Here is a 14,760-nt window from a genome sequence, read left to right as displayed (position 1 = left end):
CAGCCCGGTGCGCGACGGGTCAACCTCGATCTGCGACCCTCACCTGATGACCGAGCGGTGTTCGACCTGAATCCGGTCGCCACCGCACATCAGCGAGAGGACTCGACATGTCGGACGCGAAACGGATCACCTGGGGCAAACCCCGCCACCCCACCGACGCCGACCGCGACGCCCTACGCGAAGACCTCCTCGCCATGGCTCGCTCGGTCCGCGCCGACGGTTGGGCGGACTACCGCACCGAGTGGTCGGCCGGTCAGGTCGCCGTCGTCGCCTATGTCCTCGGCGATGCCGACGTGCTGGCCGAATTCGACGAGAACGAGGGCACGGTCCTGAGCCGCTACGCCGCCGACCTGTTCGGATTCATCAAGGGACGCAAAGACATCGAGGCCGGACTCGTGGGTACGCAGGCATGGTTCGACACGGTGCGCGCGGCATTGGGTGGCAGCGCCGACTAGTCCGCGCGGGGCCTCACCCAGCGAGGCCGGTAGTCATCGAGCATCGCCGCGATCGTGGGCGACGACGCGGGTGCGCAGAGTGGGAGCGCCCGGTCCGGTGAGGTCATCGCAGTAGGCGGCGCGTCCGGCCATCGCCATGGTCAGCGCGATCGTGGTCCCGCTGACCAGTGGCCCGGTGCCGGTGGTGAACGGGCCGTCGGTGGCTTCGAGGCGCACACCTTGGATGAGGGTGCGGCTGGGGACGGTGAAGTCGCGGCCTGCGAAGAACTCGGCGACGGCGGTGGTGGCTTCGATCGACGGGGTGTAGGTGAGCCCGAGTGGGCGGCGGATGTCCTGGGCGTGGACGACGACCTCGCCGAGCCAGGCCACCGTGGGTCCTGGTGCCGAGGTGGTGCTGGGGATGATCGCCCTGAACTGTCGCAGGGTCTCGGCCGGCGTGCTGCCTCGGTGCTCGGCCTTGCGTCGTTCGTTGTGCTCGTCGAAGTCGAAGCGGGCGGCGAGGACGCTGGTCACCCAGCGCACCCGGCCGACGCTCGCCACGGCCGTGAGATGGGCGAGCGCATCCTCGACCGTCCAGGATCCGCACAGCGACGGGCGGCCCCACTGCTCGGCGTCCAGGTCGGCGAGGTCGTCGGCGAGGGCACCACGTTCGGCGTGCGCCATCGCCCACAGCGCGTCGCGGGAGTAGCCACGGCCGGGGCGGGCGGAGCCTGCGGGCTGGTCAGGCACGGAAAACCTCGATTCGGGCACCAGCGGGCGCTGGAACGCGACGGTGCCGAGGCCGCGTTCCGAAATAGTGACGGTGCGGACTCCTCGAAATCATCGGTACCGGGTCAGCGTGTCCGCTCAGGTCGTTCGCAGGACACCGCGGGTCTTCCGTACACCGTGAACGACGACGGCCCGGCTGATGCGAGATCAGCCGGGCCGTCGAACGGTCGCGCGGACTACCAGCGGTCGGGTGTGACCGGTGCGTCCCACGCCTTGGCGAAGCGGGTCTTGTCCTTGGTTTCCACTTCCTTGCGGCGGTAGACGATGTACGGGCGGGTCATATAGCCGATGGGGGCGCTGAACATGTGGACCAGGCGGGTGTAGGGCCAGGCCGCGACCAGGGCGAGGACCACGAGGCCGTGGAGCTGGAAGGTCCAGGGGACGCCGACCATCAGACCCGGTTCGGGGTTGATCGAGAACAGGCTGCGGAACCAGGGCGAGACGGTGGTGCGGTAGTTGTAGGTGCCCCAGAGCAGGTTGGAACCCCAGGTGTTGAGCAGGCCGGTGACCAGGGCCAAGGTCAGCAGCGTGTACATCATCACGTCGTTGCGGCTGGTGTTCTTGCGCACGGCGGGGATGGCGATCCGGCGGTAGCACAGGATGGCGACGCCGAGCACGACCATGAGCCCGGCGACGGAACCCGCGCCGACCGCGACGATGTGATAGGCGTGCTCGGAGATGCCGATCGCCGCGGTCCAGGATTCGGGGATCAGCAGGCCCATCACGTGACCGAAGAAGACGCCGAGCATGCCGAAGTGGAACAGCGGGCTGCCCAGTTGCAGCAGCTTGGACTCGTAGATCTGCGAGGAGCGGGTGGTCCAGCCGAACTGATCGAAGCGGTAGCGCCAGACATGGCCGAGCACAAAGGAAGTCGCCGCGATGTAGGGCAGGATCAGCCACAGGCCTTCGGGGAGCGGAATGGTGGCGTTCATCGGCGGCCTTCCGTGGCTTCGAAGAGGGCGGGGTCCATGGCGTACGGTTCGAGGCCGACCTCTTCCTCGGGCGGACCCTGGGCGGCGAGTTCGGCGATGCGCCTGCGGTCGGCGGTGGTCACCGGCGGCAAGGTGGTGAGCACCGCGCCGAGTACCCCGCTGTAGGGAGAATTGTTGTCGCCCAGCGACAGCCGAAGCAGCTCCATCACCGGCACGTGCTCGCCGAGCAGGCGTTCGCCGCCGATCGGGTCGATGGTGGCGGCGAATTCCAGCAGCACCGGCAGGTGGTCGGGCAGTTCCTCGTCGCCGAGTTCCACCCCCGCCTGGCGGTAGGCGTGCTTGAACCGCAGCAGCGCCATCCCGCGTTTGCGGGTGTCGCCGAAGGCGTAGAACGTCAGGTGCAGGCTGGCGCGGCGGCGCATGTCGAAGGTCTCGACATAGCTCTGCGCCACCTCGATCGCCGGGGTGTCACGCAGGTAGGCGAAGATCTCGGCGAAGTGCGACTGCACCTCTTCGGGCAATTGCGCTGCGGCTTCGGACAATTGGTCGAGCATGGCCAGGGTCTGCTCGCCGGGGTAGTCGAGCAGGAACGCGGCCAGCCGCCACACGACCAGGCGGTCGCGCTCGGCCATCTCGGTAACCGGTTGGGGCCGTTTACGAATCGACAGCAGACTCATGGCGCGACACCGCTCACCGGAGTGTCGGCGACGGCAGCGCCGTTGCTGCCGTTGCCGTTACCGGCGCCGTTGCCGGTCTCCCCGTTGTCGGCGGTCTTGCCATTCGCGGTCGGCAGGAGTCCACTGGTGCTTCGCCCGTCCCAGTTGAGCAGGTTGATCCGGCCCGACTTCTCCTCGGGCGCGGCCTGATTGGTGTCCGACAGCGAGAACTTCTCGACGACCTGGTCGAACGCGGTCATGCCCGGCCCGCCGTCGGTGTCGAGACTGCACCCGGTGGCCAGCGAATCCAGTTCGTGCGCCTTGGACGTCGCGCCCATCGGGATCACATACCGGTGCTCGTACTTGGCGATGGCGAGCAGCCGGTACATGGCTTCGATCTCCTCGGGCTCGAGACCGATCGACGGCGCGATATCGGGTTCGGGTTCCTCGCCGAGGTTCACCGAACGCATGAACGCCCGCATACCGGCCAACCGCTGCAACGACGAGCGCACCGGCCCGAGCTCACCCGCGGTGAACAGCTCGGCCAGGTACTCCACCGGGATGCGCAGCGCGTCGATGGCGCCGAACAGGTTGCGCGCGTCCTCGCCGTCGTGGCCGGTCTCGGTGAGCACATCGACCACCGGCGACAGCGGCGGCACGTACCAAACCATCGGCATCGTGCGGTATTCCGGGTGCAGCGGCAGCGCCAGCTGGTAGTCGACGATCAGCTTGTAGACCGGCGAATCCTGTGCGGCCGCAATCCATTCCGGTGAGATCCCGGCCTTCTCGGCTTCGGCGATCACGCGCGGGTCGTGCGGGTTGAGGAACACACCGAGCTGCGAGGTGTAGAGATCCTGCGGATCGGTGACCTGCGCCGCTTCGAGCACCGCGTCGGCGTCGTAGAGCATCACGCCGATGTAGCGCAGCCGCCCGACACAGGTCTCCGAGCACACGGTCGGGATGCCGACTTCCACACGCGGGTAGCAGAAAGTACATTTCTCCGCCTTGCCCGTCTTGTGGTTGAAGTAGATCTTCTTGTACGGGCAGCCGGTGATGCACTGCCGCCAACCACGGCATTTGTCCTGGTCGACGAGCACGATGCCGTCTTCCTCGCGCTTGTAGATCGCGCCGGAGGGGCACGACGCGGCGCAGGAGGGGTTGAGGCAGTGCTCGCAGATGCGCGGCAGGTAGAACATGAAGGTCTCTTCGAACTCCAGTTTCACCTTGGTTTCCAGCTTGCCGAGCATGGGGTCCTTGCCGACCTGCTCGGGACCCGAACCCAGGTCGTCGTCCCAGTTCGCACCCCAGGTGACCTTGGTGTCCTCACCGGTGATCAGCGACTTGGGCCGCGCGACCGGGGTGGTGTCCATGGGCGGCGACGACAGCAGGTTGTCGTAGTCGTAGCTCCACGGCTCGTAGTAGTCGTCGACCGTGGGCAGGTCGGGGTTGGCGAAGATGTTCATCAGGCGCTTGAAACGCGAGCCCGACTTGAGGGTCAGCTTGCCGCGCTTGTTGAGCGTCCAGCCACCCTTCCACTTCTCCTGGTCCTCGTACTGACGCGGATAACCCTGTCCCGGACGGGTTTCCACATTGTTGAACCACACGTACTCGGTGCCGCCGCGGTTGGTCCACGCCTGCTTGCAGGTGACCGAGCAGGTGTGGCAGCCGATGCACTTGTCCAGGTTCATGACCATGGCGAGCTGAGCCATTACACGCATGTCAGTACTCCACGTTCTGGTTGCGGCGGCGGATCGTGGTGACTTCGTCACGCTGGTTTCCGGTGGGGCCGTGGTAGTTCAGGGCGAAGGACTGCTGGGCGTAGCCGCCGATCAGGTGCGAGGGCTTGATCAGCACCCGGGTGAGCGCGTTGTGGATACCGCCGCGCTTGCCCTTGGCTTCCTTCGTGGTGTCCTCGGCGCCTTCGATGCGTGGCACGTCGACCGCGCGGTCCTGGGCGTGGTACATGAAGACCGTGCCCTCCGGCATGCGGTGCGAGACGATCGCGCGGGCGACGACGACACCGTTGCGGTTGATCGCCTCGATCCAATCATTGTCCGCCACACCGATTTTCACCGCGTCGCGGTCCGACATCCAGATCGTCTGACCGCCGCGCGAGAGCGTCAGCATGTGCAGGTTGTCCTGGTAGGCCGAGTGGATCGACCACTTGGAGTGCGGCGTCAGGTACCGCACCGTCAGGCCGTTGCCACTCACATTGCCGATGCTCGGCTCCGCGAACAGCGCCGACATATCCAGGGGCGGACGGAAGATCGGCAACTGCTCGCCGAGTTCGATCATCCAGTCGTGGTCGAGGTAGAAGTGCTGGCGACCGGTGAGGGTGTGCCACGGCTTGAGCCGCTCGACATTGATGGTGAACGGCGAGTACCGGCGGCCACCGGATTCCGAGCCCGACCATTCCGCCGAGGTGATCACGGGTACCGGGCGAGCCTGGGTGTCGGCGAAGGTGATCCGCTTACCCTCGGCCTCTTTCGCGAGGTCGACCAGTTCGGTGCCGGTGCGACGCTCCAGCGCCTCGAACCCTTCGACCGCGAGGCGGCCGTTGGTGGTGCCCGACAGCGACAGAATGGCCTCGGCCGCGTGGGTGTCCTTGGCCAGCGACGGACGGCCCGCGGCGATGCCGGAGACGATGGTGCCGTTCTGCCCGGCCAGGTACGCCACTTCTTCCTCGGGGAAGGTGGTGATGCCCTTGGTCGTCAGACCCAGCTTCTCCACCAGCGGTCCGAGCGCGGCCAGCTTCTCCGCGATCTTGGTGTAGTCGCGTTCGATCTCCACGATCTTGGGCATGGTCTTGCCCGGAATCGGCTCGCACTCGCCGGCTTTCCAGTCCAGCACCTTGCCACCGGCCTGCGCCAGCGCGTCGGGAGAGTCGTGCTGCAACGGCACCGCGACGATGTCCTTGCGGGTGCCGAGGTGCTTCTCGGCCAGCCAGGAGAACCCACGCGCGATCCGGTGGAACGCCTCGAAGTCGGTCTTGGCCTCCCACGGCGGCGAGATGGCGGGGGAGAACGCGTGCACGAAGGGGTGCATGTCGGTGGAGGACAGGTCGTGCTTCTCGTACCAGGTGGCGGCGGGCAGCACGATGTCGGCGAACAGAGTGGTGCTGGTCATGCGGAAGTCCAGTGCGAGAAGCAGATCCAGCTTGCCCTCGGCACCTTCCTCACGCCATTCCAGTTCCTTCGGGCGCACTCCGGTCGCGTCGGTGGTCTGCAGGTTGGAGCCGCAGCCGAGCAGGTGCTTCTGGAAGTACTCGTTGCCCTTGCCCGAGGAGCCGAGCAGGTTCGCGCGCCACACGGTCAGCACGCGCGGGAAGTTCTCCGGAGCGTCGGGGTCTTCGCAGGCGAAGCGCAGGTCGCCGGATTTCAAACCGTCGACGACATGCTCGGCGGGGGTCCTGCCCGCTTCGGCGGCCTCGTCGGCGAGGTCGAGCGGGTTGCGGTTGAACGTCGGGTAGCTGGGCATCCAGCCAAGACGACTCGCCAGGGCGATGTTGTCGGCGGCGGTGCGACCGGCGAACTTGCCCTTGCCCAGCGGCGATGCGAACGAGTCCGAGGTGAAGGGGTCGTAGCGCCACTGATCATTGGTGAGGTACCAGAACACGGTGCCCTGCATCTGGCGGGGCGGGCGCTGCCAATCGGACGCGGAAGCCAAAGTGGCCCAGCCGGTGACGGGACGGCACTTCTCCTGGCCCACGTAATGGGCCCAGCCGCCGCCGTTCTTGCCCTGACAGCCGGTGAGCAGCGTCAGGGTGAAGAAGGCACGGTAGATCTGATCGGAGTGGAACCAGTGGTTGGTGCCCGCGCCCATCAGGATCATCGAGCGACCGCCGGAACGTTCGGCGTTGTCGGCGAATTCGCGCCCGATCCGAGCGGCCTGCGCGGCGGGAACGCCGGTGATGTTCTCCTGCCAGGCCGGGGTGTACGGCGACTCGGCGTCGTCGTAGCCCTTGGCCCACTCGCCCGGCAGGCCGTCGCGGCCGACGCCGTACTGCGCGAGCAACAGGTCGAAGACGGTGGTAACCCGTTTGCCCGCAACGATTTTCGTCGGCACGCCGCGGATGATCGATCCGGCGACATCGGTGTCGAAACGCGGCAGCGCGATGGTGGCGGGCGCGTCGGCGGAATGGCCGAGCAGGGTGAGCAGCGGGTCGACGCCCTCGAGGTCGAGGTTCCACTTGCCCGCGTCGCCCTCGCCGAAGCGGTGGCCGAGCGAGCCGTTGGGCACGACCGGGTTGCCCGCCTGGTCCAGCAGCACCGGCTTGTGTTCGACGCCTTCGCCGGTGTGGCCCAGATCGGCGGCGGTGAGGAACTTGCCGGGAAGGGCGCCGTCCTGATCTGCCGCCTCGTCGAGGCAGATCAGGTACGGCAGGTCGGTATAGGACTTGATGTAGTCGGTGAACATCGGAGTCTGCTTCTCGATGAAGAACTCCTTGAGCACCACGTGGCCCATCGACATCGCCAGCGCGGCGTCGGTACCGGGGCGCGCAGCCACCCATTCGTCGGCGAACTTGGTGTTGTCGGCGTAGTCGGGGGAGACCACAACGACCTTCTGGCCGCGGTAGCGCGCCTCGGTCATGTAGTGCGCGTCGGGGGTGCGGGTCACCGGGACGTTGGAGCCCCACATGATGAGGTAGCCCGCGTCGAACCAGTCGGCGGACTCCGGCACGTCGGTCTGGTCACCGAACACCTGCGGAGAGGCCACCGGCAGGTCGGCGTACCAGTCGTAGAACGACAGCATGTAGCCACCGATCAGCGACACGAAGCGCGCGCCCGTGGCATGGCTGACCATCGACATCGCGGGGATCGGCGAGAAGCCTGCCACGCGGTCGGGTCCGTACTGCTTGATCGTGTACACATGCGCGGCAGCCGCGATCTCGGCGGCTTCCCACCACTCGGCGCGGACGAAACCGCCCTTACCGCGCGCGGTCTTGTACGCCTTGGCCTTGACCGGGTCCTCGACGATGGACTCCCAGGCCAGCACCGGGTCCTTGAGCTCGGCCTTGGCCTTGCGGTACAGGTCGAGCAGGGTGCCACGCACGTACGGGTAGCGCACGCGGGCAGGGGAGTAGGTGTACCAGGAGAAGGAGGCGCCACGTGGGCAGCCGCGCGGCTCGTACTCGGGCTTGTCCGAGCCCACCGACGGGTAGTCGGTCTGCTGGGACTCCCAGGTGATCACGCCGTCCTTGACGTAGATCTTCCAGGAGCACGAGCCGGTGCAGTTCACGCCATGGGTGGAACGCACCACCTTGTCGTGCGACCAGCGGTCCCGGTAGAACTCGTCGGCATCGCGGCCGCCGACCTTGTAGACGGACCGGTTGTCGGGCGAGACCTCGCCCCGCTGGAAATACTTACCGAGGTTCAGCAATGTGTCGCCGAAATCGGCGGGCGACGGACCTTGCGTACGCGAATTAACCACGACGCCCCCTTCGAGCTGTGAAATCGGGCTGTTGGGAAAACTGTAAGGAGGCGGACTCCTTCGGCAAAACGAACTTTTCACATCCGGATTCGGGCGTCGGTGAGGTGTGAGGTCGGCGAAATGTCGTGGTCACGGGGGAGGTACGCGGCGGCGCCCGCGATCAGGGGCTCACCAGGGTGAATGTGCCGCGAGCTGGCCGAACGCGGTGATCGGGGGGTGCGTCGGGGGGTCGGCGGTGATGCTTCGGAAACGCTTGGTTCTCCCGCGGTTTACATTTGTTTACACACCCGGTGTGCCCGTTGAACAGCGCGGATGTGACGCCACACACAGCTATGGTCGAGCGGGGACGGCATTGCGCGCGGTGTCGAGCCGGTCGGCAGCGGCAGGGCGAACCCGGTCGTACCGGACGATCGTCGCGCTCCGTGGCAGGGGTCGCGGAGTCGATCCGGGGAGCGTCCGGTCGGCGGCGGGTGTCCGGCGGGGGGCTGCGATCGCGACGGCCGTGGTGGCCACGGTCGAGCGGTGCGGAATCCTATAGCAATGCTGAACGGAAAGAATTAGAATCCTTTTAATTCGGTTCAGCACACCGCATTTCGTGACCACGAACACAGTTGCCGAAGGTTAACTACCCAAATGGCGCGGCGCCAATATAAAGAAACGGCATCTTTTCCGGTCGGCGGTTGGTTCGAGCTTGAATAGTCCTCCAGGATGAGCCTGTGCAGACAGGAAGGGTTGGGGTGCTACCGAAGCCATCGTTCGACGGACCCGATGGGCCGCCGAAACCGCCGACGCTCGGCGGATTGCTGCGGCGACTTCGCGACGATCGGCGGATTTCGCGGGAAAAACTCGCCTTCGCGGCGGGGGTCAGCTCGAGCTACATCACGCATTTGGAGAGCGGGGATCGAGACCGGCCGACACGTGCGGTGATCGAAGCGCTCGTGCGCTACCTCGACCGGATCGCACCGGTGACCGATATCGAGCGCAGACATCTTTTCGATCTTGCCGGGCTCGCCCCTGTCGACAATCCGACGGTCGAGGATCTGCGAGCCGAGATCAGCGCCGAGATGCGCCGGACATTGGCGCTACAGGAACCCGATCTGGCGGCCTATGTCGACACGCGCTGGAACGTGCTCGCGGGCAACGAATCCTACGACCGCGCGTTCCCGGGACTGGTCTCCGACGTCAATATTCTGCGCTGGTTCTTCGGCAATCCGCTCTCACGCAAAGTAATGGTGGAATGGGAGAAGGAGTCCACGCTCACCGTGCACTGGCTGCGCGGCCTGATCGGCCAGCAGGTCGGCGGTGACTGGGCTACCGAACTGCTCGACGAATTGGCGCAATATCGCGACTTCCGCCGAATCTGGGACGACGGCGACACCGTCTACGGTCGCGAGCACACCGCCATGCGGCTGTGTGATCTGCACACCGGCGCGAACTACACCGTCGACGTCCAGCTGTTCCGGCTCGACTCCGTCGCCTATCCCGGCCGCATCCAGTACTACCTGGGCGTTCGCGGTCCCGACCACTAGATCCCGGCGACCGCCACCGGCTCGACGGCGTACGGGGCGCAGGCCGTGACCAGCGCGGCCAGCGCCGCGGCGACCTGCTCGGGATGGGTCAGCGCGCAGCCGTGGCCCGCACCCGCCACCGTGCGCACACCGCTCGCGCCCCTCAGCCCGTCCGCCAGCCGCGCGCACTTGTCCGCGGTACTGCTGTGGTCGTGTTCGCCGCGCAGAACGAGCGCGGGCACGCTGATCTCACCGAGCCGTCCACAGACCGAATCGCGCCCGATCAGGCAGTCGGCCGCCGGCCGGATCGCGGTGCGATCGGCGGCGAGCCAGCGGGTGATCCAGGTCTGCCAGATCTCCGGGTCGGTGCCGCCGATCAATCGCGGCGCGAGGTCCTCGGCCAATGGCCGCAATGCGCCGCCGCCGCACCATTCGTCGAAGAAGTTCTCGTAATAGGTTTCGTCATCCCTGGTGCACGCGTCGGCCTCGGTATCGAGCAGCGCCAGCCCGGTGACGCGTTCGGGGGCGAGTAACGCCATCCGCAGTGCCGCGTAACCGCCCTGGCTCACGCCGCCGACAATCGCGTTCTCGATGCCGAGTGCGTCGAGCACGCGCAGTCCGTCGGTGGCCAGATCCCAGTAATCGAAGCGTGGGTTGTCGCCGTATCCGGTGCGGCCGTGACCACGGGCATCCCAGGCCACCACATTGATATCGGTGTGTGCCAGCACCTTCCGGATCGGGTCGAACATGGATTCGTCCATGAGGAATCCGTGGGCGAGCAGCAGGGTCGGACCACGGACGGCATCGGTGCGGAAATGGATCTTTACAGAATCGGAGTGCACGAAGGGCATGGTCGAAACATACAAGCGAATGAGTGGATTTCGCCCGGTTGCGGGCCGAATGCGGTGCCGCCTGTTCGGTGGAGCGCCGGTCCCGTGAATTCACTGGCGAGTGTTGGTACCTCGCCGGGGACAACTATTTGTGCGCGCCCTGTGGACATGTCTGTTCATGACGGATTGGATAGGAGGCGTACCGATATTCGGCTCGAATCGGAAAACGGGGATATTGATGAGGGTTACGGAGCAGGGGCTGGACGCCCACATAAGTTTGGCCGCCGCGGGCGACAGCGTGTCGGCGACATTCGCGGTGTGCGACGCGGAGGGCAGGGCGATCTGGTACGGCCCGTTCATCGACGCCGACGCCGACCATCCGCGCGGCGACCAGCTCGCTGCCGCGATGGGTGCCGCAGGCCGCGCGATCTGGCTCGCGGGCCGAGCACGCGAGGACACCGGGGTCGAGAAGGTGACATTGCACCTGGCGGTCAGCGAGGACGGACTCGACGCCATCACCCTGGCCTGCACCGCGTCGATGGCCGGCCTTGCCCTGGATCTGATTGTCACCGAGGACAATCCGGCGCTGGACTGGTGCCAGGCGTTCGGCGGGCTCGACTGGACGTCGGGCCCGTTGACCGACCTCGTCGATCCAGAGGTACCTCAGACTATTCCGACGCTGCGCGCGATCACCGGCGGCCTCGACCAGCAGTCCGAACCACAGGAAAGGCTCGACATGCACGAACTAGCCCTCGATCCCTCGATGGAACTGCGCTCGGCACTGGAAAGTCTGTTGCTGCACGACGCCATCGGCATGGATGCCAAGATGCGCCACGCCATCGCCGCCGTCGTCCACCTGGCCGTCGACACCCCGCACGGCCCGCCCGAGGACGCCGAGGAATTCCTCGGCCGCCTCGACGCCTCCTGGCTGGTAGCGGCCTGGCTCGGCCACGACACCGAACTCTCCCTCATCGCCACCCTCGCCGCCGGCGAGATCCCCGCCCTGTCCTGGTGCGAACTGATGTTCACCACCACCCTGGCACCGTGGTCGACGAGCCCCGTCGCGGTACACGCGCGCCGGGTATTCGGGACGGTGCAGCGGGGTGCGTCGTTGGGCGCGGTCAGGGCCCAGGTCGGCTGAGCAGCGCCGGGAGTCAGAACTCGATATCGGCGAAGGAGCTCACCCAGTGGTGGGGTGGGCGTGCGGGGTTGGGTTCGCCGGGGCGACGGATGCCGATGACCTGCCAGCCCGCGGCGACCGCGGCATCGAGTTCGTCGGGGTGGTCGGACAGGAACAGGATTTCCGGTGCCGGGACGGCGATGCGGTCGGCGATGACAGCGTAGGACCCGGGCTCGCGTTTGGGGCCTGCGCTGACCAGGTCGAAGTGATCGGTGATGAGACGGGAGAGGTCGCCGGCTTCGGCGAAGGTGAACCAATCTCGTTGGTTGCGTTCGGATCCCGAGGAGTAGACGTACAGGACGAAGCCGGCGTCGTGCCAGGATTTGAGGGCGGGGACCACGTCGTCGAAGAAGCGGCCGTGCAGTGCGCCCGCGCGGAAACCCTCGGCGCAGATGGCGCCCTGGGCGGCTTTGAGTGGCTCGGCCTTCACGTCGGAATGCAGCCAGGCGGTGAGGACGGCGGCGATTCGGTCGGTGTCCGCGGTGGGTTCTTCGGCCAGTTCGCGGGTCTGCGCGATGACCGATGCGGCGGGGCCGGAGGCGTTTTCGGCCAGCCAGGCGGGTAGATGCTGTTCGGTGTAGCCGTAGAGGTCGGTGCGGACCGCATCGGTGGGACTGGTGGTGCCCTCGATGTCGAGGACGATCGCGCGGGTCACGCGAGCAGTTCGTCGAGGGTGGGGAAGCCCGCGCTGATCTTGTCGCCGGTGAAGTCGCCGACCCAGCCGTCGGCCTCCTCGAAGAAGCGGATGGCGATGAAGTCGGGGGTGGTGCTCATGTCGAACCAGTGCAGGGTGCCCGCGGGGACCGAGAGCAGGTCGCCCGCCTCACAGACCGTCGCGAGCACGGCATCGCCCACGTGCAGGTAGAAGCAGCCGCGGCCGGCGGCGAAGAAGCGCACCTCGTCCTCGGCGTGGCGGTGCTCGTCGAGAAACTTCGCGCGCGCACCGGCGGCCGTGGCGGGCCACTCCGGGTTGTCGGCGTCGGGGTGGATGCGGGCGATGTCGATGTGCTGGTAGCGGCCCGAGGCGTTGAGTTCGGCGATCTGCGGGCCGTAGTGGGCGAGCAGGGTGTCGGAGTCCGTGGCGGCGGCGTCGGCGAGCACGTCCCAGTGCGAGTAGGCGATGCCGTGCTGTGCCAGCTCGGCGCCGATCTCGGTGGGGTCGGTGGTACGCACCCGGACGTCGGCGGCGTTGTCGGCGGCCATCACTTGCAGCAGGGTCATGTCGGTCCGATCTCGAGAGGCGTGGCGTCGGTACGTCCCGTGCGCGCGATCAGCTCGCACAGGGCTTCCAGGCATTCGGCGCGATCACGCGCCTGCGCAAGAGTGTCACCCCAGGTGGTGATCCCGTGCCCGGTGATGAGCAGAATCGGTGGGGCATCAGGGTTTTCGCGGAGATAGGTTTCGATATCTGTGCCGATGCGTGGGACGTCCGGCCAGTTCGGGAACACCGGGATCGCCACCGACGACGGGTCGGCGAGGCCGAATCCCTTGAGTAGTTCGAAACCGGTGATCCGCACAGGAGTCACCGTGCCGCCGGGCCGCGCGGCGGTGGTTGCCAGCGCGGTGGCGAACGGGGAGTGCACGTGCACGACCGCACCGGCGGGGCGGGTGCGGTAGACGGCGGTATGGATGCTGGTCTCCGCGGACGGTTTCCGGTTCTGGCCGGGGCGCGCGGTGGTGTCGGCGATCGCGACGAGCACTGTGTCGTGCGCGCTCAGTTCGCCTTTGGACAAGCCGCTGGCGGTGATGAGGGCATCCTCGCCGCCGGGGACCCGCACCGAGATATTGCCTGCCGTGCCCGGCATCCACCCGCGCTCATAGAGTTGACGCGCGGTGGCGGCGATCTCCTGACCTCGGGCGTCGAACGAATCCGAATTGCGGTAGACCACACCGTTTTCCGTGACCACCGCGGTGACGAGGTCGGTAGGTGTCACGTCGAAAGCCGGGTTGAACACCGCAGTGTCCGCCGGTGCTGTCGCGACCCCGCCGAATCCGGTGACCTCGGCAGCGGCTCGCTGTTCCACCACGATCTGCGCGCCGGTCGCCATCGCGGTATCACGGGTGGATTCCGGGGCGACCACGATGAACGGGATGCCGTGGTGGCGTGCGGCCAGCGCCAGGGTGAAGGTGCCGATCTTGTTGGCGACGTCACCGTTGGCGGTGATCCGGTCCGCACCGACGAGCACGGCGTCGACCTGACCGGTCGCCATCGCCCATGCGGCGGCGGAGTCGATGGTCAGCCGGTGCGGGATGCCCGCCTCGGCCAGCTCCCACGCGGTGAGCCGGGCGCCTTGCAGCAGCGGACGGGTCTCGTCGACGATCACGTCCTCGACGGCGCCGCGCTCGTGCAGCACCCGCAGCGCGCCGATGGCGGTACCCACCGCGCTGGTGGCAAGGCGGCCGGTGTTGCAGTGGGTGAGCAGCCGGAGCGGACGGTCACCGCACAGACGTTGCACCAGGTCAGCGGCGTGGGTTGCGGCGGCCAAGTTGACTCGCCCGTCCTCGGCGAGCATGTCGAGGGTCTCGGCCAGCACCGCGTCGACACCGTCGGCGATTCGGCCACGCACCCGGTCGACCGCCCACGCCAGGTTGACGGCCGTCGGTCGAGCCGCGGCGATCCGGTCGGCCTCGGCCTGCACCGCGGCCACGTCGACCACCCCGTCACGCGTGTGTACCCGCGTCGCGATGACCACGCCGAACGCGCCCGCGATCCCGATCGCCGGAGCGCCGCGAATGGCGAGCGTGGTGATCGCGTCGATGATCTCGTCGACGGCGCGCAGGCGCAGTTCCCGCACCTCGTGCGGCAGTCCGCGCTGGTCGATGGTGACGAGCGCGCCGTCGTCCCAGATCAGGGAACTGTCGTCCATCTCCGGCGTCCTGTCTGCGTGGCATTTCTGGCTGGTAAACGGTATCCGACCTGGTCGCGCCGCGATCCTCGGGGCCCGCGCTGAGCGTGCGCCCGTCGCGCGGACGGTCGAAGTATCGGCGACCGGCGATCGGC

The 14,760-nt window shown here is 67.2% G+C and carries 12 protein-coding genes; 3 read left to right on the top strand and 9 right to left on the bottom strand.

Translation table 11 applies throughout. The features are described 5' to 3' along the window. Positions 1-107 precede the first annotated feature (107 nt). Positions 108-455: a hypothetical protein gene (locus ACFWPK_RS27410; RefSeq protein ID WP_378920524.1), complete on the top strand. Its 348-nt coding sequence runs from the start codon at positions 108-110 to the stop codon at positions 453-455. A 33-nt stretch (positions 456-488) separates the two neighbouring features. On the opposite strand, the gene ACFWPK_RS27405 is transcribed toward ACFWPK_RS27410, so the two are convergent. From ACFWPK_RS27405 to ACFWPK_RS27385, 5 genes are all read right to left on the bottom strand, one after another. Further along, complete coding sequence (locus ACFWPK_RS27405) at positions 489-1,184, bottom strand: maleylpyruvate isomerase family mycothiol-dependent enzyme (protein WP_378920522.1); 696 nt, start codon at positions 1,182-1,184, stop codon at positions 489-491. Positions 1,185-1,399: 215 nt separating this feature from the next. After that, the gene (gene narI / locus ACFWPK_RS27400; RefSeq protein WP_378920520.1) at positions 1,400-2,155 is read right to left on the bottom strand and encodes a respiratory nitrate reductase subunit gamma; all 756 of its coding nucleotides are present in this window, start codon (positions 2,153-2,155) and stop codon (positions 1,400-1,402) included. Further along, positions 2,152-2,832 carry a nitrate reductase molybdenum cofactor assembly chaperone gene (narJ, locus tag ACFWPK_RS27395; RefSeq protein WP_378920518.1) on the bottom strand — a complete coding sequence of 227 codons (681 nt, stop codon included), beginning with the start codon at positions 2,830-2,832 and terminating at the stop codon, positions 2,152-2,154. The genes narI and narJ overlap by 4 nt, the downstream gene beginning before the upstream one ends. Then, positions 2,829-4,520: a nitrate reductase subunit beta gene (gene narH / locus ACFWPK_RS27390; protein WP_378920588.1), complete on the bottom strand. Its 1,692-nt coding sequence runs from the start codon at positions 4,518-4,520 to the stop codon at positions 2,829-2,831. Before narH ends, narJ begins: the two co-directional genes overlap by 4 nt. A 10-nt stretch (positions 4,521-4,530) precedes the next feature. Next, positions 4,531-8,241 (bottom strand): nitrate reductase subunit alpha, encoded by a 3,711-nt coding sequence (locus ACFWPK_RS27385; RefSeq protein WP_378920516.1) that lies wholly within the window; start codon positions 8,239-8,241, stop codon positions 4,531-4,533. Positions 8,242-8,978: 737 nt separating this feature from the next. Between ACFWPK_RS27385 and ACFWPK_RS27380 the strand changes: the two genes are divergently transcribed. After that, positions 8,979-9,770, top strand: a complete 792-nt coding sequence (locus tag ACFWPK_RS27380; protein WP_378920514.1) for a helix-turn-helix transcriptional regulator — start codon at positions 8,979-8,981, stop codon at positions 9,768-9,770. Here the strand turns inward: ACFWPK_RS27380 and ACFWPK_RS27375 are convergent. Continuing rightward, positions 9,767-10,600, bottom strand: a complete 834-nt coding sequence (locus ACFWPK_RS27375) for an alpha/beta fold hydrolase (protein WP_378920512.1) — start codon at positions 10,598-10,600, stop codon at positions 9,767-9,769. The genes ACFWPK_RS27380 and ACFWPK_RS27375 overlap by 4 nt on opposite strands. A 217-nt stretch (positions 10,601-10,817) precedes the next feature. Here ACFWPK_RS27375 and ACFWPK_RS27370 point away from each other — a divergent pair, with 217 nt between their 5' ends. After that, positions 10,818-11,720, top strand: coding sequence for a hypothetical protein (locus ACFWPK_RS27370; protein ID WP_378920510.1), 903 nt, complete (start codon positions 10,818-10,820; stop codon positions 11,718-11,720). Positions 11,721-11,733: 13 nt separating this feature from the next. On the opposite strand, the gene mtnC is transcribed toward ACFWPK_RS27370, so the two are convergent. From mtnC to mtnA, 3 genes are read right to left on the bottom strand one after another with little or no spacing between them, the layout of a single operon-like run. After that, positions 11,734-12,414, bottom strand: coding sequence for an acireductone synthase (mtnC, locus tag ACFWPK_RS27365; RefSeq protein WP_378920508.1), 681 nt, complete (start codon positions 12,412-12,414; stop codon positions 11,734-11,736). Further along, positions 12,411-12,980 carry an acireductone dioxygenase gene (locus tag ACFWPK_RS27360; protein WP_378920506.1) on the bottom strand — a complete coding sequence of 190 codons (570 nt, stop codon included), beginning with the start codon at positions 12,978-12,980 and terminating at the stop codon, positions 12,411-12,413. Before ACFWPK_RS27360 ends, mtnC begins: the two co-directional genes overlap by 4 nt. After that, entirely contained in the window at positions 12,977-14,626 is a 1,650-nt protein-coding gene (mtnA, locus tag ACFWPK_RS27355) for an S-methyl-5-thioribose-1-phosphate isomerase (protein ID WP_378920504.1), read from the bottom strand. The genes ACFWPK_RS27360 and mtnA overlap by 4 nt, the downstream gene beginning before the upstream one ends. Positions 14,627-14,760 lie beyond the last annotated feature (134 nt).

Source organism: Nocardia sp. NPDC058519 (assembly GCF_042719755.1).
GTDB lineage: Bacteria > Actinomycetota > Actinomycetes > Mycobacteriales > Mycobacteriaceae > Nocardia.
This window is presented reverse-complemented; position numbering and strand designations above follow the sequence as displayed.